Consider the following 19432-nt stretch of genomic DNA (forward strand, 5'->3'; position numbering starts at 1 on the left):
GGCCCAGCAAACAGGAGTGGATGAGATGCGGACTAGGGAGAATGCCTGAGAAAAAGGAACGTTCCTGTTTTCCGTCGCTCGGCCGAAAACTTTTGGCCAAGGGCTCCAGGGAGCAGCACCGCAATGGGGCGGTCACTCGACATGCGCGCCACACGGACGGCAATGACATCTTTCGACAGTTGAAAGGCAAAGCTGAGCGCCTTGTCCGCGCCTGTTCCACTGCTGGGTCACGACGAGAACGATAGGCGGTTGAATGTTGCCGAGATTGAGCTTTCCGGGCTCGCGCAGACCAGCCTCGAGATCTGGCCTATCGGCGAATGCGCCTTCAACGCGCCATAAGAACCGCCAGCCCCGGGTCCTCGATCATGGACTTGGTCACGCCGCCGAATATCCGCTCGCGCAGCCGGGAATGACCGTAAGCCCCCATGACCACGAGCTCGGCCCCGGTGTCGGTGGCATGCTGGCGAAGAATGTCGGCGACAGAATGGCCCGAACTCGGCAGGCGATCGACCGCGACCTTCGCGCCATGCCGGGAGAGATAGGCCGCCAGATCCGCTCCCGGCTCCGCTCCATGATGCCGTTCGTCTTCGATCGGATCGATCATGGCGACGCGGACCTCGTCGGCGGATGACAGGATATCGAGCGCCTCCCGCACGGCGCGCGAGGCTTCCAGGCTGGCGTCCCAGGCGACAAGGACGCGTTTCGGTTTCAACGTCGCGCGCGCTCCCTGAGGGACCAGCAGGATAGGCTTCCCGGACGAGAACAGGCTGCCCGCAAGGACCTTATCCTTAAGCAAGCCGCTTGCGAGCATCTCCGGTCCGACGATGGTCAGGTCGGCATAGCGGGCCCGCCGACCGATGATCTCATCCGTCCAGGACTGCTCCGGGTATTCGCTGCCGAGGTCGGCCGATACGGGGCCTTCCGACAGCATCCTGGATACCACCGAACTGCGCTTCTCCAGGGTTTCCATTTCGGCTTCGCGCTCCGCGAGCCAGGCCGGCGAGACCACTGCTGCGTATTCTCCGCCAGACGGAGGCGCCGCAATGACCACGACGAGCAGGGAAAGATGCGCGTCGATTTCCTCGCACAGACCGGCCGAGAGCCTCAGATCATCGTTTCCGTAATCGGGCCCGGTAACCGTGAGCAATGTCTTGAATGGCATGGGGGCCGCTCCTTGTTCGAAAACACGGAATGCAGCCTTAGCGAGTCGGTTGGAATCCTTCCTTGCGCTGAATCAAATGGCCCCCTCGCAAGATTGATCCCGGTCAACGTGCGTGCGCGTCGCATGGTTTAGCCTGACACCGATGGCTGGAGGCAGATCAATGAGATTCCGGACGACGATTGGTCTTTTCGCGCTGACGCTGAGCGCCGCGGCGGCGCAGCAGATGAGCAATGGACAGCAGGAATATCTGAATTCCTGCGCGGTCTGCCACGGCGTGGAAGGCAAGGGCGACGGGCCCTTGGCCGATGAGCTGCGCAAGCGCCCCGCCGATCTGACGACGCTGACGAAGCGCAATGGCGGGGAATTTCCCTACTGGCGGGTCTACGCCACGATCGACGGTCGCGGTCTCGTCCCGGCGCATGGTGAGCGCGACATGCCGGTGTGGGGCAATCAGTTCCTGCCTGACGACGTGAAGAAGTACGGTCCCTATGGCGGGGAGGCCGTAACCACGGAACGCATCCAAAACCTCACAGGTTATGTCCAGACGCTCCAACGCTAGGGAGGCTCATAGAGCTTCACTCGGCAAGGCCGAGGGATGACGCAACCAAGTCAAGGACGCACTTATGATCACCGAGAACCAGGATGTCGTGGTCGAGATGCTGAAGAACCCTGCCAGCCATGGCGAGGTTGGTCCGGTCGAGACGATCGAAACACATATTTCCCGGATCTTCCTCGTCGGGCGGCGCGCATTCAAGATGAAGCGGGCGGTCAAGCTGCCCTATGTCGACTTTTCGACGCCGGCGTTGCGGCTCGCCGCGTGCGAGAGGGAAGTGGAGCTGAACTCCATGACAGCGCCCGGCCTCTATCTCGATGTCCACCGCGTCGCGCGCGCGGGAGACCGGCTTGCCCTAGACGAGCCGGGAGAACTGGTCGACGCCGTCATCGAGATGGTCCGCTTCGACCAGTCCAAGCTCCTGGATCGCATGGCCGCGGCGGGGGAACTGACACCCGCGCTGATGACGGGCGTGGCCCGCATGATCGCGCACTATCACCGCGGCGCCGAAGTGATCCATGCCGGCAGCGGGTCGGCGAATATCGGCGGCGTTCTCGAAATCAATGCGGCCGGCTTTGCGACAAGCCACGTGTTCAACGGAAAGGAAATCGAAACGCTCAACGCAGCGTTTCGCGACGCCCTCGCCCGCCGTGCCGGCCTTCTCGACCGGCGAGAGGCGGCAGGCAAGGTCCGCCGCTGCCATGGCGACCTGCATCTGCGCAACATCTGCGTCTTCGATGGCGAGCCTCGCCTGTTCGATTGCATCGAGTTCAATGATCAGATCGCCACCGTCGATGTCCTCTACGATCTCGCATTCCTGCTGATGGATCTGTGGCATCGCGGTTTTCCGCAATTCGCCAATCTGGTGATGAACCGCTATCTCGACGATGCCGATGACGAGGACGGCTTCGTGCTCCTGCCTTTCCTCATGGCGGTGCGGGCGGCGGTGCGCGCTCACGTGACCGCGACGCAGGTCGAGGAAGGCAGCCAGGACTCCGCAAGGCTGGTTGCCGAAGCGCGGTCCTATTTCCAACTCGCGCAAACCCTGCTGGCCGAAACGCCGCCTCGGCTCGTCGCAATCGGCGGATTGAGCGGCTCGGGCAAGACGACGGTCGCCGAGGCCCTCGCCGCTCAGATCGGCGCGCCGCCCGGCGCCCGGATCGTCGAGAGCGACCGCATCCGCAAGGCCATGCATGGCGTGGCGGCCGAAACGAGGCTGCCGGCCAAGGCCTACCGGCCCGGCGTATCGGAACGCGTCTACCGCCAGATAGCCTGGCTCGCGGAGCTTATTCTTGCCGAAGGCGGCTGCGTCGTCGCCGACGCGGTCTTCGACAGGCCGGAGGATCGCGACAGGATCGAGCGCGCAGCGACCGGGACAAACGTTCCGTTTGCGGGATTTTGGCTGGCGGCAGATCCGTCGGTGCTTTGGCGTCGGGTCAGCGAGCGCAAGGGCAGCCCCTCCGATGCCACGATCGACATCCTTTCGCGGCAATTGCAGCGCGATGCCGGTCCGATGTCCTGGCGCAAGATCGAGGCCAACCGCAAGGTGACCGAAATCACGGCCGAGATGGTGGCCTCGGTCGAGGGCGCCGTTTCATCCGCGGCCGGCTTCAGGAAGACCGGATCATAAAGCCGTCACCCGTTTGGAGCAATTCCGGGAAAAGCGTCCGCGGTCTTCCGTCGGGAATTGCGTCAAAACAAGGAGATAGAGCCTTTCGCCGTGTTCGTGAAACAGTGAAACGCTCTAGCGGACTTCCAGCGTCGCCACCGACAGGCCGGGCTCGCTCGGGTGGTGCGCGATCGAGAAGCCGAACTCCAGGCACATTGTGAGCATCTTGCGATTTTCGTTGAGGATCGTGCCTTCGATGCGGCCGATGCGTTCGGCCTTCGCATAGTCGATGACCTGTTTCAGCAGATCCCATCCCAGGCCATGGCCTTGCAGGTCCGATTGCACGAGCAGCGCATATTCACCGCTCCTGTGATCCGGATCGCAGGAAAGCCGGCCGATTCCCGCCAGCGCTCCCGTGTCCTTTTCAAGAGCGACGAAGGCGATGTCGCGCTCGTAGTCGAGCTGTGTGAGCCGCTTCAGCATCTGGTCCGGGAAGTTCTTCCGCAGCGACAGGAAGCGCAGTCTGAGGTCGTCGGGAGAAATCTTCGCCAGGAACGCGGGATAAAGCGCCACGTCCGCCGGCATGATCGGCCGGATGTGAAAGGTCATGCCGTCCGACTGGAGATCGCGGCTCCATCCCGACGGATAGGGCCTTATGGCAAGCGCCGGGTTCGGCGCCGGCTCATCCACCCGTCGCGGGTCGATCTCGATACGCGCATCGAGCGCAACCACGCCTTCGGCATCGGCCAGCAGCGGGTTGATGTCGAGGGAGACGAGGCAGGGGAAGTCGACGATCATTTGCGACAGGCCGTTCAGCGCGGCGATGATCGCGCCTCGGTTGGCCGGCTTGCGATCGCGATAGCCGGCAAGCAGGCGGCCTATCCTGGTCGCGTCGATCGCGTCTCCGGCCAGCACGTCGTCAAGCGGCGGCAGGGCGATCGCGGTATCGTTCACGACCTCGACCGCCGTGCCGCCGGCGCCGAACAGAATGACCGGGCCGAACATCGGGTCGAGGTTCATGCCCAGTATGAGTTCCTGAGCATGCTTGCGCGCGACCATGGCTTGCACCGTGTAGCCGTCCGCCTTCACCTGCGGCGACCGCGTGCGCAGGCGCGTCTCGATCGACCGGGCGGCCTCCGCGGCCTTCTCCGCGGTCGCGATGTCGAGGACCACGCCGCCGACATCCGACTTGTGCGAGACCACCTTCGACAGCAATTTGACGACCACTGCTTCAGAGCTTTCGAGAAGCTCGCCGGCGGCCTGGGCCACTTCCACGACGGATCCGGCGACGATGGTTCGCGGCACGGGGATTCCGTAGGCTTCTATCGCCGCTTTTGCTTCCGGCTCCGTCAGCATGCGTCGCCCTTCGGCGGCCACCTTCCGTAAGATGGCGTGCGCCGATGCCTTGCCATCGGCCTGATCGCCACCCCGGCTCGGGGGAGTCCGCAGCAGCGCCCGCTGAGCGCGCGACCATTCGCCGAGATAGGACGCCGCGATCGCCGCGTCCTCCGGCGTCTCGAAGCTCGCGATGCCGGCTTCCGTCAGGACGCGCCGGCCTTGGCGCGCGGTATGCTCGCCAAGCCAGCACGCGAGAAGCGGTTTTCCGCCGATCTCGCCGTCGTCGCCAAGCTCGGCGACCTTCCTGGCCGCGTCCGGCGAGGAACCGAGCCCGGTGGGGCAATTCATGACCAGGATAACGTCCGTCCCCGGATCCGCCGCCAGGGCTTCGAGCGCCGCCCCGTAGCGCTCCGGCGCGGCGTCACCGACGATGTCGACCGGGTTCGCATGCGACCAGGTCGGCGGCAGCGCCCGGTCGAGCCGCTCGATCGTCGAGGGCGCAAGTTCGGCCAGCTCGCCTCCACGATCGACGATCTTGTCGACGGCAAGCACGCCGGCCCCGCCGCCATTGGTGACGATGCCGACCCGCGCCCGCTCGAGGGGAGCGTGACGGGCGACAGTCTCGGCGGCATCGAGCAGCTCGGCGAGATCATCGACACGCAGCACGCCTGCCCTGCGCAAGGCGGCGTCGACCACCCTGTCGGCGCCCGAAAGCGCTCCGGTATGCGTCGCGGCCGCCCTGGCCGCCTGCTCGTGCCGCCCGGGCTTGATCGCGATAACCGGCTTGAGGCGCGCCGCCGCCCGCGCGGCCGACATGAACTTGCGCGGATTGGGTATGGTTTCGAGATACATCACGATTGCTCGCGTGTGGAAATCGCCCGCCAGCATGTCGAGGCAGTCGCCGACATCGACGTCCGCCATGTCGCCGAGGGAAATGATCCGGGAAAAGCCGACATTGTTCTCGGCCGCCCAGTCGATCAGCGACGTGGCGATGGCGCCGGACTGCGAGATCAGCGCAATGTTCCCGGGCCGCGCCGCCATATGGGCGAAACCGGCGTTGAGCTTCGCCGGGGGAACCATCAGCCCGACGGTGTTCGGGCCAATGATGCGCATGAGCGAGGGCTTGGCCGAATCGAGCATCGCCTGGCGCAGACCATTGGCGTGATTGAGCCCCGCGGTGATGACGACGGCGGCGCGCGTCCCCTTCTCGCCCAGTTCCCGCACGATATCGGGCACAGTCTCGGGAGGGGTCACGATCACGGCCAGATCGGGAACCCCCGGCAGATCGGCGACCCTGCCGTAGCAGCGGTGGCCGACCACCTGCGCATGTTTGGGATTGACCGGCCAGATCTCCCCCTCGAAGCCGCCGCCGACGATGTTGTCGAAGACAACGCGGCCGACCGAGCCAACGCGCTCGGTCGCGCCGACGACAACGACGGATTTCGGTGAGACCGCGTATTCAAGATTTCGGATTGTCATCCTGGAGAACTCCTTGCCGCCACATTCACCGAAGGCGGCTAGCATTCATTGCGCTGGATCAAAGCGCCATCCGACCCCGGCGGCTAGCTACTGCCCTCAAGCTGTCGCTGCTGGCGAAGATCGCCATGGAAGGAGGATCCGATGAGCTATTACTTCAGCAAGAGCCTCGACATGCCGTTCGCGGCGGCGATCGAACACGTCACCAGAAAGCTTGCCGGCAAGGGCTTCGGCATCCTGACGAGGATCGATGTCCAGCACACGATGAAGGTCAAGCTGGGCGTCGACTTCAAGCCATATATGATCCTCGGTGCCTGCAATCCGCATTTCGCATGGCGCGCGCTGCAGGCCGAGGACAAGATCGGCGCGATGCTGCCCTGTAACGTGATCGCGACCGAGACCGCCCCCGGCAAGACCGAGGTGGCGGCGGTCGATCCGATGGTGGCGATGGGAGCGATCGACAACCCGCAACTTGCCGCGACGGCAAAGGATGTCCGGCTTTTGCTGCGGGAAATGATCGACGAGCTTTGACAGCCGTCATGAACGAATCCGTGCTGCGGCGCGCGCTGCTGATCATAGCCGTTCTCGGCCTGGCGCTCGGACTGGGCGTCTGGCGAAACGGTATCGACATCGCCTCGCCCGATACGATCTGGACAGCGGCAACGCTGCCCGTCGTGGCGGCGCTTGCCATCTCGATCCTGCGAGATTTCTGGATCGGCCGGGTCGGCGTCGACACGATCGCGCTGGTTTCGATGTCGGCGGCGCTGCTGCTTGGGCAGGCCTTGGCGGCGGTGGTCGTCGCCATCATGTATGCCGGTGGCACCGTGCTTGAAGATCTGGCACGCGGCCGGGCGGAGCGGAATCTCAGGGCTCTGACCGACAGGGCGCCGCGTGTGGCGCACCGGAAATCCGCACATGGCACCGAAACTGTCGCGATCGACCAGGTGGCGGTCGGCGACGAGCTTCTGGTGCGCGCCGGCGAATTGCTGCCCGTGGACGGCGTCCTGATCGACGCCTCGGCCCAGGTCGATGAGTCGACGGTCACCGGAGAGCCCCTGCCGGAGCGGCGCGGCGCCGGCGACGCATTGCGCAGCGGCACCGTCAATGTCGGCGAGGTCTTTGTCATGCGGGCCTCGGCTATCGCTGACAAAAGCACCTACGCCGCGATCGTGCGCATGGTCGCCGCCGCGCAAACCGCCAAGGCGCCGCTCATACGCATTGCCGACCGTTTTGCCCTGCTCTTGCTTCCGGCCACGCTGCTGATCGCCGCCATCGCCTGGTATCTTTCCGGTGATCCGATCCGCGCTCTCGCCGTCCTGGTGGTCGCGACGCCCTGCCCGCTGATCCTCGCGGCGCCCGTCGCATTCATCGGCGGTGTGTCGCGTGCCGCCCGCGCCGGCATCCTCATGAAGGGCAGCGCGGCGCTGGAGGCGCTTGCCCAGATACGCACCGCGATCTTCGACAAGACGGGGACCCTGACGCTCGGCGGCGCCGAGTTGATCGAGATCGACGTCGCTCCAGGCCAGGGAACCGATGAACCGCTGCGGCTGCTCGCCTCGCTTGAACAGGCTTCGCACCACGTTCTTGCGGATTCGATTGTCCGCATTGCCCGCCATGGGAACCTTTTGCTTTCCCAACCCTGTGATGTCCGCGAGCATCGGGGAGAAGGCCTTGAAGGTCAGGTGGATGGGATGTCGGTCGTGGCCGGATCGAGGCCGCTGGTTCTTGGAAACGGGCCATTGCCCAACTGGGCGGAGAGCGGAGAGAGCCGGTATCGCGACACGCAGGTGCTCAGGGTGTTTGTGGCCATCGATGGCCGGCTTGCCGCTGTTTTCACATTCGGAGACGCCATACGCGAGGATGCGCCCGGCACTGTCGAGGCTTTGCGTTCGGCAGGCGTCACCCGGATAGTCATGCTGACTGGCGATGACGGCGCGGCGGCCGAAAAGGTCTCCGCTTCGCTCGATCTTGATGCCGTCTTCGCCAACGCCACGCCGGCCGACAAGGTTGGGACAGTCGAGGCCGAAAAGGCTGCGGCGCCGACGATGATGGTCGGCGACGGCATCAACGATGCGCCTGCCCTTGCCGCGGCGACCGTAGGCATTGCCATGGGAGCCCGCGGCGGGACAGCTTCGTCCGAGGCGGCGGACGTGGTCGTGCTGACCGACAGGCTGGAACCTGTCGCGGAAGCATTGCGTATCGCCAGGCGCACGCGCGGGATCGCCCTGCAGAGCATCGTCGTCGGGCTGGGGCTCTCGGGCGCGGCGATGATCGCGGCCGCCATGGGGCATATAACGCCGGTGGCGGGAGCACTGCTGCAAGAGGGCATAGACGTCGCCGTCATCGTCAATGCGCTGCGGGCCCTTGGCGACGGGCGTCTCGGCCACGATCGAAATGGGAGAACGTCATGACGCAGGAGAATCTGGTGGTTTGCACCAAATGCGGCGTGGTCAACCGCCTGCCGCCGAACCGAAACAGCGCCGAAGCGCAATGCGGAAAATGCGGCGCCCGGCTGTTTTCCGGGGTCCCGCAGGACATCGACGCAGCGAACTTCGACCGTCAGATCGGGCGCGGCAGCCTGCCCGTCCTGGTCGACGTCTGGGCTCCGTGGTGCGGTCCCTGCAAGATGATGGCGCCGGCCTATGAGGCCGCCGCCAAGGCGCTGGAGCCTCGCATCCGGCTGGTCAAGCTGAATTCCGACAAGGAGCAGGCCATCGCGGCGAGGCTGGGCATTCGCGGTATCCCCACCGTGATCCTGTTTCACCGCCAGCGGGAAATCGCGCGCGTATCGGGGGCGATGAGTGCCGGCCAGATCGTCAATTGGGTTCGCGGTCATGTGCCGACAGGCACCAGTTGAGCCGCGAGCCGATGCCCGTTTGACCTTGATCAAGGTCACCTCCGATCGCCGCGATAGGAATGGCCTCGAAGGAGTCTGCCATGACCAGCTTGCACGACCTCACCCCGAAATTCAGGAACATCCGCCTGCTTCTCGCACGCGAAAAAGGTCATCCGGAAGGAGACCGCGAGGAAGGCTACGATGTGCTCGCACCGCTCACCAATGAGGGACGGCTGGACGCGGAGGAGTGGAAATCGCACAAGGGCTTCTGCCGCGTCCGCCGCTTCCGCACCGGCGAGGACGATCTTGTCGGCCGCCTGCGGCGCAAGCCGGGTGGCCAATGGTATTTCGATTACGCCGAAAGCGATCGTGACGACGAGGTCGGCTTTCATCTCGGCGAGGAGCGCTTCCTCACTGGCGAGTACGTCTCGATCAAGCGCAACGGGGCCATGCACACCTACCAGGTGGCCCGGGTCGAGCAGCCATAGCGCAGCTCGGCAAGCCGTCCGGGAGAAGAATGTCGCGCTGCGTGCCTGTTTTCATCGGCCATCCCGACCCGCCCCTGACCGACTCTGCCGGCCAGGGACGAACCGGCTAAAGCAGATGCCACGGCTAGGCGAACGCGCGGTCCAGGACCGTCAAGGCTTAAGGACGGCGGCGCCACTCAGCCTGCCCATGCGCAAATCATCCAGCGCCTGGTTCGCCCGCTCCAGCGGATAGACCTTTGTGTGCGTGCGCACCCGGGCGTCCCTCGCGATCGGAAAGAACTCCTCGGGGTCCCGGCGGGTCAGGTTGGCGACCGACACCAATTCCCGTTCTTCCCACAGAAGCCTGTAGGGCATCGATGGAATGTCGCTCATATGGATGCCGCCGCAGACCACCCGGCCGCCCTTGCGGACAGCCCGCAACGCGGCCGGCACCAGTTCGCCGACCGGCGCGAAAATGATCGCGGCGTCAAGTTCGACCGAAGGCAATTCATCGGACGCCCCTGCCCAGGCAACGCCCAATGAGCGCGCGAATTCCTGTGCCTGGATGTCGCCAGGCCGCGTGAAGGCAAAGATCTCACGTCCCTGCCAGATTGCGACCTGCGTGATGATATGCGCGGCGGCGCCGAAGCCAAAGATGCCCAGCCGGCGGCCATCGCCGGCCTTCTTGAGACAGCGCCAGCCGATCAGACCAGCGCACAGGAGCGGCGCCAGCGACACCGGATCCGCGGCGGCATCGAGCTCGAAGGCGAAATGCTCGTCGGCAACGACATGACTGGCGAAGCCGCCGTCGCGCGTGTAGCCGGTGAAGAGCGGCTGGTCGCAGAGGTTTTCGGCGCCGGCGTTGCAATAGGGACAATGTCCGCACGTGTGCCCCAGCCACGGAACGCCTACCCTCTGCCCAAGCCGGGCTCGCGATACGCCTTCACCGACAAGATCGACGATGCCGACGATTTCGTGGCCCGGCACGAGCGGCAGCTTTGGCGATGGCAAGTCACCGTCCACGACGTGCAGGTCGGTGCGACATACCGCGCATGCCACCACCTTGAGCCTGATCTCGCCCGCCCCCGGCAAGGGATCCGGACGGTCGACGAGATTCAGGAGCGTACCGGGCTTTTCCAGCACCATTGCCTTCATCACGCTTCCCCGTTTCTCGGAAGACAGACTGGAACGGACCGGCTTTCCCACGGCACGAAAGAATGAAACCGCGCTGGTCCGGCATCCTTTCCTATCGCGAGCGCCTTATCCTGTCCGGATACGGCCGGGCATGACCGTGCCTTGCTCGGACGTGCTTCCTGGCACGGAGCATCTCGAAATAAAGGCCTGCGCGGCAAGATAGGCAAGGCCGAGTATCCCGGTCCAGATTTCAATCATCTCGGAGTTCATGGTCGGTTTCCCCTGGTTGCTCCGGCCAAACAATGCCGAGTCAAGTCATGCCGGCCTTGATCGTGGTCAATCGCGGACCCAGTTGGCGGACGTGCCAGGCGGCCTGCTCGACATGTCTGGCTCGGCAGGGTGATCTGGGATCGCACTAAGTAGTTTCCCGTAGGGACATAACCGAATTTCGGCATGGCTGGATTTGGGCGATTGCTGTTGTCACAAATTCACTGGGACCACATCCATGTACGCTCAAGCCTCCGCCAAGATCGACCTGCCGTCCTATCTTCCCCATCAGAGCCCCGCGCCAGCCTTCGAAGGGCCGGCGACGCCGGTCAGCTTCTTCACGGCAGGCGCTGAAATCTATGCCCAGGGCGAAAAGGCCGGCGCGCTCTATCAAGTCGAATTCGGCGCGGTTCGCATCTACCGCCTGCTCGCCGACGGTCGCAGGCAGATCAGCGCATTCCACCTGGCGGGAGAGACCTTCGGTTTCGAGGCCGACGTCACCCATCACTTCTTCGCCGAGGCGATCAACGCGACTGGTGTCCGGGTCTTCCGCGCTCCGTCAGGCACGGACATGTCGCGTCAGCTCCTGCCTCTGGCGCTCAAAGGCCTGACTCGGGCGCAGGAACATCTCCTGGTGCTCGGCCGCCAGAACGCCATCGAGCGCGTCGCGGCGTTCCTCGTCGAAATGTCGGAGCGTCAGGGCGGGCTGCGGCAGGTGGAACTGCCTATGTCGCGCAACGACATCGGCGACTATCTCGGCCTCACCATCGAAACCGTGTCGCGGGTCTTCACCCGCCTGAAAGAGAAGGGCGTGATCCGCCTGCTCAGCCTGCGCAGCATCGAAATTCTGAAACGCGACACGCTGCTGGCAATGGGTGAATGAGGCCATTGCGCCAATCCCGCGCATCAATCCTGAAAAGGGGCTGAAAATGAAAACCATGCTTACGACCCACACCGGATTTCGCTTCGAGGTGCGTCGAGCGCGTCCCGACGATGAGCCGATCGTCGCCGAGTTCTTTACCCATGTGACACCGGAGGATCTGCGCTTCCGCTTCCTCGGAGCCGTGAAGGAAGTCTCGCATGAGCGGCTTGTGGCGATGACCCGATCCGACGATCCGCACGTCCATAATTTTCTCGCCTTCTCCACCGACGGAATGCTGATTGCGGTGGCGACCCTCGCCGCGGACCCGGCCGATCGGCATGGCGAAGTCGCCATCTGCATCCGCGAGGATCGCAAGCATCTCGGCGTCAGCTGGGAATTTCTCGGCTATGTCGCGCGTTATGCCGACGATCATGGGATAGAGACCATCGAATCGATCGAGAGCCGCGAAAACCGCGCAGCGATCGAACTCGAGCGCGAGATGGGCTTCATCGTCACGACGGATCCCGACGACCCGACGCTCGTCCTGGTTCAGCGGAAGCTCGGCGCCTCGTTGCCGGGCTGAGGCGAGTCGCATTTGTTTGATGATATCGCCCGGGAGCGCCGCGCGCTTCCGGGCGATATCATTTAGTCTTTGCCTTCGAAGCCTTCGAAGCCGAGCAACTCAGCGGCCACCGCACGTTCCTCGTCGGCGGGAATGACAAGCACGTCGACCAGGGAATCCGGGGCGCTGATCAGTTCTTCGCCATGCGCGTTCAACTCCTCGTCGAGCCCGACGCCCAGCCATCCCGCGGCTTCGCAGATGCTCTGCCGGATCGCGGGCGCATGCTCGCCGATGCCCGCCGTGAACACGATGGTGTCGAGCCCGCCAATCGCCGCGGCAAGCGATCCGATCTCGCGCCCGACACGATAGACGAAGAGATCGACGGCGCGCATCGCCGCCGGGTCTTTCGATGCAAGCAGCGTCTGCATGTTTCCCGAGATGCCGGATACCCCGAGCAGACCGGATCGCTGATAGAGCAGGTCGGCAAGTTCGTCCGACGACAGCTTCCGGTCCTGCAGAAGGTGCAGGAGGATGCCGGGATCGATCGCGCCGCAACGCGTGCTCATGACCAGGCCGTCAAGCGTCGAGAAGCCCATGGTGGTGGCGTGGCTTACGCCTGCCTTCATCGCGCACAGGCTCGCACCGCTGCCGAGATGGGCAACGATCGTCCGGCCGCCGGCGGCGGCGCCATAACGGTTGTTGAGCTCGCTGGCGATATGGCTGTAGGAGAGCCCATGGAAGCCGTAGGAGACGATGCCTTGCTCCGCCATCTCATGCGGCAGGCCATAAAGCCTTGCGTGCTCGGGCTGCGCCGCGTGGAAGGCCGTATCGAAGCAGCCGACCTGCATGGTGCCGGGCAGGAGGCGGCTGGCCAGGTCGACGAGCTCCAGGTTGATCGCCTGATGAATCGGGGCGAGCGGCTCCAGCCTGCGCAAGGCACCGAGCGTGCGCTCGTCGAGCAGCATTGCGCGGACAAACTCCCGGCCGCCATGCACGATGCGATGTCCGACCCGGCCCACCCGGCGCAGGAGGCCGCGGTCCGCAAGATAGGACGCAACGGCTTCGAACGCCGTGCCGATGGAGATCGGCTGTTCGCCAAGGCTCCTGTCGAATGACGGCGTCATTGCCGTGGGCGCGACGTGGAGCCGGGGCCGCTCGCCGATCGACGAGACGCTGCCGCGCACCAGCAGATGGAGCTCGTCGCGCCATTGGAAGACGGCGAACTTCAGGCTCGATGAGCCGCCATTGAGGACGAGAATTGCGTCGGTCATGGCCGGCCGGTCCCCGCCGCTTTTGCAAGCCCGATCCTCTCGGCCCGGCGCCTCGTCATCGATTACCGCTCCCACTTCCAGCCGAGTATCTCGGGCATGTCCTGCCCGTGCTTGCGGATATAGGCTGCGTGCTCGATCAGCTTGCCTTCCATGGCCTGCCTCAGCTGGATGTGCGCGCCGGCCGGCTCGGGAATGCGGTCGAGCACGCCGAGCACGAGATGATAGCGGTCGAGCCCGTTCAGCACGGTCATGTCGAACGGCGTCGTCGTCGTCCCTTCCTCATTGTAGCCGCGCACATGGATGTTGTCGTGATTGGTCCGCCGGTAGGTCAGGCGGTGGATCGTCCACGGATAGCCGTGATAGGCGAAGATGACAGGCTTGTCCCTGGTGAACAACGCGTCGAACTCATGGTCCGACAGCCCGTGCGGGTGATGTTCCTTCGGCTGCAGCGTCATCAGATCGACAATGTTCACCACACGGACCTTGAGGTCGGGAATGTGGCGCCTCAGGATCTGAACGGCGGCCAGGGTCTCGAGCGTCGGCACGTCGCCGGCGCAGGCCATCACCACATCCGGCTCGGCGCCGCCGTCGGTCGACGCCCATTCCCATATCCCAATGCCGGCGCCGCAGTGGACTTTCGCCTCGTCGATGGACAGCCACTGCCAGGAATTGGCCTTGCCGGCGACGATGACGTTGATGCGGTTCCATGTCTTAAGCACATGGTCGGTCACGCAAAGCAGGCTGTTGGCGTCCGCCGGCAGGTAGACGCGCACGACGTCCGCCTTCTTGTTCAGCGCCACGTCGATGAAGCCTGGATCCTGATGGCTGAAGCCATTGTGCTCCTGCTGCCAGACATGGCTGGACAACAGATAGTTCAGCGAAGCGATCGGCCGCCGCCAGGGGAGCTTGCGGCAGGCATCCAGCCATTTCGCATGCTGGTTGAACATGGAATCGACGATGTGCGTGAAGGCCTCGTAGCAGGAGAAGAAGCCGTGGCGCCCGGTGAGCAGGTAACCTTCCAGCCAACCCTGGCACGTATGCTCGGATAGAATTTCCAGAACCCTGCCTTCCCGCGCCAGGTGGACATCCTCGGGAACGATCTCTTCCATCCAGGCGCGCTCCGTCACCTCGAAGACGTCCTGCCACCGGTTCGAGGCCGTCTCGTCGGGGCCGACGATGCGGAAATTCCTGGCAGCCCGGTTCAACGTCATGACGTCGCGCAGGAAGCGGCCCATGACACGGGTCGACTCCGCCTTGACGCCGCCGGGCCGCTCGACCGGGACAGCGTGCTCATCCAGGCCAGGCAGTTCGAGAGACCGCCGCAGCAGGCCGCCATTGGCATTCGGATTGGCGCTCATGCGCCTGTCACCTTGCGGCGCGGTGGCGCGGATCGCGGCCAGGGGTGCGCCGGCGGCGTCGAAAAGCTCTTCGGGCCGGTAGCTTCTCATCCACGCCTCAAGCATCCTCAGATGCTCTGGGTTCTCGGCCAGGCCGGAAAGCGGGACCTGGTGGGCGCGCCAGAATCCCTCGGTCTTCAGCCCGTCGACCTCCTTCGGACCGGTCCAGCCCTTCGGGCTTCGTAGCACGATCATCGGCCATTTCGGCCGCGGCTGCGCGGTCTTCGCGCCGCCGCGGGCCGCATCCTGGATCGCCTTGATGCGGTCGAGCGCATCGTCGAGCACGACCGCCATCCGCTCATGCATCAACGCCGGATCGTCACCTTCGACGAACAGCGGCTCGTAACCATAGCCGACGAACAGCGCACGCAGCTCTTCCTCGGGGATACGGGCCAGAATGGTGGGATTGGCGATCTTGTAGCCGTTGAGGTGGAGGATCGGCAGCACCGCGCCGTCAAGCGCCGGGTTGAGGAACTTGTTGGAATGCCAGGAGGTGGCGAGCGGCCCGGTTTCCGCCTCGCCGTCGCCGACGACGCAGGCGACGACAAGGTCCGGGTTGTCGAAGGCCGCTCCATAAGCGTGCGAGAGGGCGTAGCCAAGCTCGCCGCCTTCATGGATCGAGCCGGGCACATCAGGCGCCGCATGGCTCGGGATGCCGCCAGGAAACGAGAACTGGCGGAAGAGCTTCTTCATTCCGGCCTCGCCCAGCGCAATGTCCGGATTGGTCTCGCTGTAGGTGCCCTCGAGATAGGTGTTGGCCACCATCGCCGGCCCGCCATGGCCGGGACCGCAGACATAGATGACATTGGCGTCGCGTTGCTTGATGGCACGATTGAGATGCGCATAGATGAAGCTGAGACCAGGCGAGGTCCCCCAGTGGCCGAGCAGCCTTGGCTTGACATGCTCCAGCCGAAGGGGTTCGCGAAGCAGCGGATTGTCGAGCAGATAGATCTGCCCGATGGTCAGGTAGTTGGCGGCACGCCAGTAGGCATCGATGTCTTGCAGTTCCTGCGCGGACAAACGATTGGCGCTGGGATGCTCGGTCATTTCCGACTCCTTCGCTGGGTTGAACCGATGCGGATGAAACACAACGCATCAACGCTGCCACCGGTTCATGACCGGTCCATGTCAGGACCGGGTGCGCCTTCGATCTATCCGGCAGGGGGCCGGCGGGCTTTGATCCATCGCAAAATGCCGAGGCAAGCCGGCCGCGGCTCCAAACAGCATCACAAAACTGCATCACGCGAGACAAGACAGCGGCTTCTTTGCTTCAGAGCAACTAACGCATTGAAAAGACCCGTCAGGATAGTTGTTCGCAAAATGCGGACAGACAAGATGAAACGCAAATTGAATGACGATGCGACGATGGATGGGATCATGCGCGAGGCGCCGGCGGCTGTTCGTGTCGTCCTCCAGCACGGAATGTTGTGCGTCGGCTGCCCGATCGCTTCCTTCCACACCGTTTCGGACGCGGCACGCGAGCATGACCTGGACGAGGATCAGCTTCGCTGCGACCTGGAGGCGGCCATCGACGCCGGCGGAGCGGGCTAGCCCTTTGCCGAGCGGCCTTCAGCGATGACGAGGAGGCGATGGGGTTCGACCACGACCACCCTTTGTCGCCCGCTCTTGACCAACCCCTGGTCTTCCCAGGCGGAAAGCAGCCGGCTGACCGTGTGAAGCGTGGTGCCTGTCATCTCGGCAACGTCTTGGCGTGAAATGGGGAAGTCGATCATGATGCCTGCCTCGGTCTTTTTCCCCGACTGCTTGATCAGCTTCAGCAAGGCATGCGCAACGCGCTGCTCCACCTGCTCGGTGGACATCTCGATGACGCGAGCATGAGCATCCTGCAGCCTTATTCCCACCGCCTTGTAGGCATTGGCGCTGAAGCTCGGGTAGCTCGCCGCGAATGTAGCCCAGAGCTGGCTCGGCCAGGCGAGCGCCACGCAATCGACCGCCGCAAGGGCATTCGCCGGATAGGTCGTCCGGCCCAGCGCGCTGGCGATCCCCATCAATTCGCCCGGGCTTATGTATCGCACGGTCACCTCATGACCATCCGGAGTCGATTTCACCACGCGCACATGGCCGTCGAGCAGAAGGAAGAACGAATGGGCCTCCTGCTCCTGCTCGAAAACCGGCTGATCCTTGGCGATGCGAATGGACCTTGCCTGTCCGATTATGCGATCCAGGTCCGCGGAGGCGATCCCCTCGAAGACAGGCAGTCCGGCAATCAGCGATCGATCAAGGCTTGCCAACTGCCTTCCTCCCCAACTTCAACGCTGCGATGCGTTCAGGCTCTGCCTGACTGTGTCACGGACGACCGCCCGTCGACAAGTGAAGCCTCCCCCTCGGTGTGGCAAGGCGATCACTCCCTTGTTTGCGCTGAGGCAAATTCCGGACCTCAGAGCCCAGATAAAAGCGGCCCAGCAGGCGTCTTGCCTGGTTTTCAATGGGGCATGTCATGGCAATTCCACGGACGCGGCCAAGCGCCTATCCGGCAATTCTCTCCTACGGGTTCCGGCCATTCTTCCTTCTGGGCTCGCTCCAGGCCGCCATTGCGATGCTGCTGTGGCTGCCCCTCTATTACGGCAGGCTGGTAACCTTCAGCACATTCCTGCCCGTGGACTGGCATATTCATGAGTTGCTTTTCGGCTACCTGCCGGCGGTCGTGACCGGCTTCCTGCTGACCGCAATTCCGAACTGGACCGGCCGGCTTCCCGTTCAGGACTTTCGCCTCCTTGCGCTGGTGTTGCTCTGGGTTGCCGGTCGGGCGGCCGTGTTCCTTTCCGCGGAAACCGGATGGCTGCTGAGCGCGGCCATAGACTGCTCTTTTCTTCTAGCGGTGGTTGCGGCCGCCACAACGGAGATCATCGCCGGACGGAACTGGCGGAACCTCAAGGTGCTGCTGCCAGTCGCGACCCTATTTGCGGCAAACGTCATATTTCATGTTGAAGCGCATTACCAAGGCATCTCCGACATGAGCCGCCGCCTGGGTCTTGGAGCGGTCGTCGTCCTCATCATGATCGTAGGCGGGCGAATAGTCCCCAGCTTCACCCGCAATTGGCTGGTGCGCGAGAACCCCGGCCGGATTCCGGCATCATTTGGCAAGTTCGACATCGGAACGATCGCGCTGTCCGCCGTCGGCCTCGCGGCCTGGACCTTCTTTCCCGCCAGTCTTGCAACCGGCGCGCTTCTGATCGCGGGAGCGGTCTTCAATAGTGTTCGGCTTGCCCGCTGGGCGGGCGATCGGACACTGGGCGATCCGTTGGTGCTGATCCTGCATATTGCCTTCGTCTTTGCGCCGCTAGGCCTGCTGCTTGCCGGACTGACCGTCCTCGCACCAGGTGTCGTTCCAGCGGCGGCGGGCATTCACGCATTTGCCGTTGGAGCGGTGGCCTGCATGACGCTGGCCGTGATGACCCGCGCCTCTCTCGGCTACACAGGCCGCGAACTGGCGGCAGGCGCCGGAACGCGTGCGATCTTCGTTGCGATCGTCATCGCTGCCATCCTGCGCATAGCTGCGGCCATGGCTCCCGGCGCTCCGATCCTCCTGCATGTCTCGGCGGCGCTATGGGTTACCGCTTTCGTCGGCTACGCCGTGTTCTTTGGCGGAATGCTCACGCGGCCACGCCGGCAAGCGCGTAACAACGCTGAATGAACGCTTGGGCCGACACTGACCATCATGTTCCGCGCCATCACTTTCGTCGCGGCATTTGAGCTAGCGCAAATCGCCACGTCCTCCGACGATCTAAAAGCGCGCGACGGTAGATGCCGTGGTGAAACAAGAAAGGAACTCTCCGATGAAACTGCCCCTCATTGCCGCGGCGGTCGCGTTGCTCTCGATGGCCGGCGCCGCGAATGCCGAAGAACATGTCGTCCAGATGCTGAACAAGGGTGAAAAGGGCGCGATGGTCTTCCAGCCCAACTTCGTCCGGGCGGCGCCCGGCGACACGATCAAGTTTGTGCCGACCGACAAGACCCACAATGCCGAGGTCATCAATGGAATGCTTCCGGACGGCGCCGAGCCCTTCAAGGGCAAGGCGAGCGAGGAGATCACGGTCACCCTCACCAAGGAAGGTGTCTATGGCGTGAAATGCGCTCCCCACTACGGCATGGGCATGGTGGCGCTGATCGTCGTCGGCAAGCCGGTCAACCTGGAGGCGGCAGAAGCCGTCAAACAGATCGGCAAGGCAAAGCCCGTCTTTGCCGAGCTGTTCGCCGAGGCGACCAAAGCCGCTTCGAACTGATCCGACAGCATGGGGGGCTGCCTCCGGCAATGGCGGGCCGGAGGCACGGGCCGGGCAGACCTTGGGAGAGGTCCTGCCCGGCCATCTTTTTGTCGGCCGCGTGTGCGCGGTGTGCCTATCTGGCCTTCCTGTAGAAGCAAACTCCTCAACAAAGAGCAACTGCACCTGTCACAGGTTTGCGCAAGCGCAAAGACGAGATTTTCGAAGTCGATATTCTGACGATATCGAAATGATTGAAATGAGGAGAGGTTATG

The 19432-nt window shown here is 64.0% G+C and carries 17 protein-coding genes; 11 read left to right on the forward strand and 6 right to left on the reverse strand.

What is annotated here, in order from left to right:
* Window positions 1–325: 325 nt before the first annotated feature.
* A complete protein-coding gene (locus tag EJ072_RS07880) occupies window positions 326–1147 on the reverse strand; it encodes a universal stress protein (RefSeq protein WP_348639280.1) in 822 nt (273 codons plus the stop codon).
* A gap of 175 nt (window positions 1148–1322) precedes the next feature.
* On the opposite strand from EJ072_RS07880, the gene EJ072_RS07885 reads away from it, so the two are divergent.
* Both EJ072_RS07885 and EJ072_RS07890 read left to right on the forward strand, forming a co-directional pair.
* The gene (locus tag EJ072_RS07885; protein ID WP_126079212.1) at window positions 1323–1721 is read left to right on the forward strand and encodes a cytochrome c; all 399 of its coding nucleotides are present in this window, start codon (window positions 1323–1325) and stop codon (window positions 1719–1721) included.
* A gap of 64 nt (window positions 1722–1785) precedes the next feature.
* Window positions 1786–3345, forward strand: coding sequence for a bifunctional aminoglycoside phosphotransferase/ATP-binding protein (locus EJ072_RS07890; protein ID WP_126079213.1), 1560 nt, complete (start codon window positions 1786–1788; stop codon window positions 3343–3345).
* Window positions 3346–3459: 114 nt separating this feature from the next.
* Here the strand turns inward: EJ072_RS07890 and EJ072_RS07895 are convergent, their stop codons facing one another.
* A complete protein-coding gene (locus EJ072_RS07895) occupies window positions 3460–6141 on the reverse strand; it encodes a bifunctional acetate--CoA ligase family protein/GNAT family N-acetyltransferase (protein ID WP_126079214.1) in 2682 nt (893 codons plus the stop codon).
* Window positions 6142–6282: 141 nt separating this feature from the next.
* On the opposite strand from EJ072_RS07895, the gene EJ072_RS07900 reads away from it, so the two are divergent.
* From EJ072_RS07900 to EJ072_RS07915, 4 genes are all read left to right on the forward strand, one after another.
* On the forward strand, window positions 6283–6669 hold the full coding sequence (locus tag EJ072_RS07900; protein ID WP_126079215.1) for a DUF302 domain-containing protein: 387 nt from the start codon (window positions 6283–6285) through the stop codon (window positions 6667–6669).
* 8 nt (window positions 6670–6677) lie between these two features.
* Window positions 6678–8549, forward strand: a complete 1872-nt coding sequence (locus tag EJ072_RS07905) for a heavy metal translocating P-type ATPase (RefSeq protein ID WP_126079216.1) — start codon at window positions 6678–6680, stop codon at window positions 8547–8549.
* On the forward strand, window positions 8546–8995 hold the full coding sequence (gene trxC / locus EJ072_RS07910; protein WP_126079217.1) for a thioredoxin TrxC: 450 nt from the start codon (window positions 8546–8548) through the stop codon (window positions 8993–8995). The genes EJ072_RS07905 and trxC overlap by 4 nt, the downstream gene beginning before the upstream one ends.
* Before the next feature lie 80 nt (window positions 8996–9075).
* Window positions 9076–9462 (forward strand): hypothetical protein, encoded by a 387-nt coding sequence (locus EJ072_RS07915; RefSeq protein ID WP_126079218.1) that lies wholly within the window; start codon window positions 9076–9078, stop codon window positions 9460–9462.
* Window positions 9463–9612: 150 nt separating this feature from the next.
* Here the strand turns inward: EJ072_RS07915 and EJ072_RS07920 are convergent, their stop codons facing one another.
* Entirely contained in the window at window positions 9613–10596 is a 984-nt protein-coding gene (locus EJ072_RS07920) for a zinc-dependent alcohol dehydrogenase family protein (protein ID WP_126079219.1), read from the reverse strand.
* 484 nt (window positions 10597–11080) lie between these two features.
* On the opposite strand from EJ072_RS07920, the gene EJ072_RS07925 reads away from it, so the two are divergent.
* Together EJ072_RS07925 and EJ072_RS07930 are read left to right on the forward strand one after the other, a co-directional pair.
* Entirely contained in the window at window positions 11081–11725 is a 645-nt protein-coding gene (locus EJ072_RS07925; protein WP_126079220.1) for a helix-turn-helix domain-containing protein, read from the forward strand.
* A gap of 46 nt (window positions 11726–11771) precedes the next feature.
* Entirely contained in the window at window positions 11772–12287 is a 516-nt protein-coding gene (locus EJ072_RS07930; RefSeq protein WP_126079221.1) for a GNAT family N-acetyltransferase, read from the forward strand.
* A 62-nt stretch (window positions 12288–12349) separates the two neighbouring features.
* Here the strand turns inward: EJ072_RS07930 and EJ072_RS07935 are convergent, their stop codons facing one another.
* A complete protein-coding gene (locus tag EJ072_RS07935) occupies window positions 12350–13537 on the reverse strand; it encodes an acetate/propionate family kinase (RefSeq protein WP_126079222.1) in 1188 nt (395 codons plus the stop codon).
* 62 nt (window positions 13538–13599) lie between these two features.
* Window positions 13600–15981 (reverse strand): phosphoketolase family protein, encoded by a 2382-nt coding sequence (locus EJ072_RS07940; RefSeq protein ID WP_126079223.1) that lies wholly within the window; start codon window positions 15979–15981, stop codon window positions 13600–13602.
* 288 nt (window positions 15982–16269) lie between these two features.
* Here EJ072_RS07940 and EJ072_RS07945 point away from each other — a divergent pair, with 288 nt between their 5' ends.
* On the forward strand, window positions 16270–16485 hold the full coding sequence (locus EJ072_RS07945) for a DUF1858 domain-containing protein (RefSeq protein WP_126083545.1): 216 nt from the start codon (window positions 16270–16272) through the stop codon (window positions 16483–16485).
* Here EJ072_RS07945 and EJ072_RS07950 read toward each other — a convergent pair.
* Window positions 16482–17186: a Crp/Fnr family transcriptional regulator gene (locus EJ072_RS07950; protein ID WP_126079224.1), complete on the reverse strand. Its 705-nt coding sequence runs from the start codon at window positions 17184–17186 to the stop codon at window positions 16482–16484. The genes EJ072_RS07945 and EJ072_RS07950 overlap by 4 nt on opposite strands.
* A gap of 206 nt (window positions 17187–17392) precedes the next feature.
* On the opposite strand from EJ072_RS07950, the gene EJ072_RS07955 reads away from it, so the two are divergent.
* The gene (locus tag EJ072_RS07955; RefSeq protein ID WP_126083546.1) at window positions 17393–18589 is read left to right on the forward strand and encodes an NnrS family protein; all 1197 of its coding nucleotides are present in this window, start codon (window positions 17393–17395) and stop codon (window positions 18587–18589) included.
* Window positions 18590–18731: 142 nt separating this feature from the next.
* Complete coding sequence (locus tag EJ072_RS07960) at window positions 18732–19178, forward strand: pseudoazurin (protein WP_126062654.1); 447 nt, start codon at window positions 18732–18734, stop codon at window positions 19176–19178.
* Window positions 19179–19432 lie beyond the last annotated feature (254 nt).

Source organism: Mesorhizobium sp. M2A.F.Ca.ET.046.03.2.1, from assembly GCF_003952425.1.
In the GTDB taxonomy this organism is placed as follows: domain Bacteria; phylum Pseudomonadota; class Alphaproteobacteria; order Rhizobiales; family Rhizobiaceae; genus Mesorhizobium.

Coding starts and splice junctions, on each gene's coding strand:
- EJ072_RS07885 (WP_126079212.1), top strand. CDS start 1,323: ATGAGATTCCGGACGACGATTGGTCTTTTCGCGCTGACGCTGAGCGCC.
- EJ072_RS07890 (WP_126079213.1), top strand. CDS start 1,786: ATGATCACCGAGAACCAGGATGTCGTGGTCGAGATGCTGAAGAACCCT.
- EJ072_RS07895 (WP_126079214.1), bottom strand. CDS start 6,141: ATGACAATCCGAAATCTTGAATACGCGGTCTCACCGAAATCCGTCGTT.
- EJ072_RS07900 (WP_126079215.1), top strand. CDS start 6,283: ATGAGCTATTACTTCAGCAAGAGCCTCGACATGCCGTTCGCGGCGGCG.
- EJ072_RS07905 (WP_126079216.1), top strand. CDS start 6,678: ATGAACGAATCCGTGCTGCGGCGCGCGCTGCTGATCATAGCCGTTCTC.
- trxC (WP_126079217.1), top strand. CDS start 8,546: ATGACGCAGGAGAATCTGGTGGTTTGCACCAAATGCGGCGTGGTCAAC.
- EJ072_RS07915 (WP_126079218.1), top strand. CDS start 9,076: ATGACCAGCTTGCACGACCTCACCCCGAAATTCAGGAACATCCGCCTG.
- EJ072_RS07920 (WP_126079219.1), bottom strand. CDS start 10,596: ATGAAGGCAATGGTGCTGGAAAAGCCCGGTACGCTCCTGAATCTCGTC.
- EJ072_RS07925 (WP_126079220.1), top strand. CDS start 11,081: ATGTACGCTCAAGCCTCCGCCAAGATCGACCTGCCGTCCTATCTTCCC.
- EJ072_RS07930 (WP_126079221.1), top strand. CDS start 11,772: ATGAAAACCATGCTTACGACCCACACCGGATTTCGCTTCGAGGTGCGT.
- EJ072_RS07935 (WP_126079222.1), bottom strand. CDS start 13,537: ATGACCGACGCAATTCTCGTCCTCAATGGCGGCTCATCGAGCCTGAAG.
- EJ072_RS07940 (WP_126079223.1), bottom strand. CDS start 15,981: ATGACCGAGCATCCCAGCGCCAATCGTTTGTCCGCGCAGGAACTGCAA.
- EJ072_RS07945 (WP_126083545.1), top strand. CDS start 16,270: ATGAAACGCAAATTGAATGACGATGCGACGATGGATGGGATCATGCGC.
- EJ072_RS07955 (WP_126083546.1), top strand. CDS start 17,393: ATGGCAATTCCACGGACGCGGCCAAGCGCCTATCCGGCAATTCTCTCC.
- EJ072_RS07960 (WP_126062654.1), top strand. CDS start 18,732: ATGAAACTGCCCCTCATTGCCGCGGCGGTCGCGTTGCTCTCGATGGCC.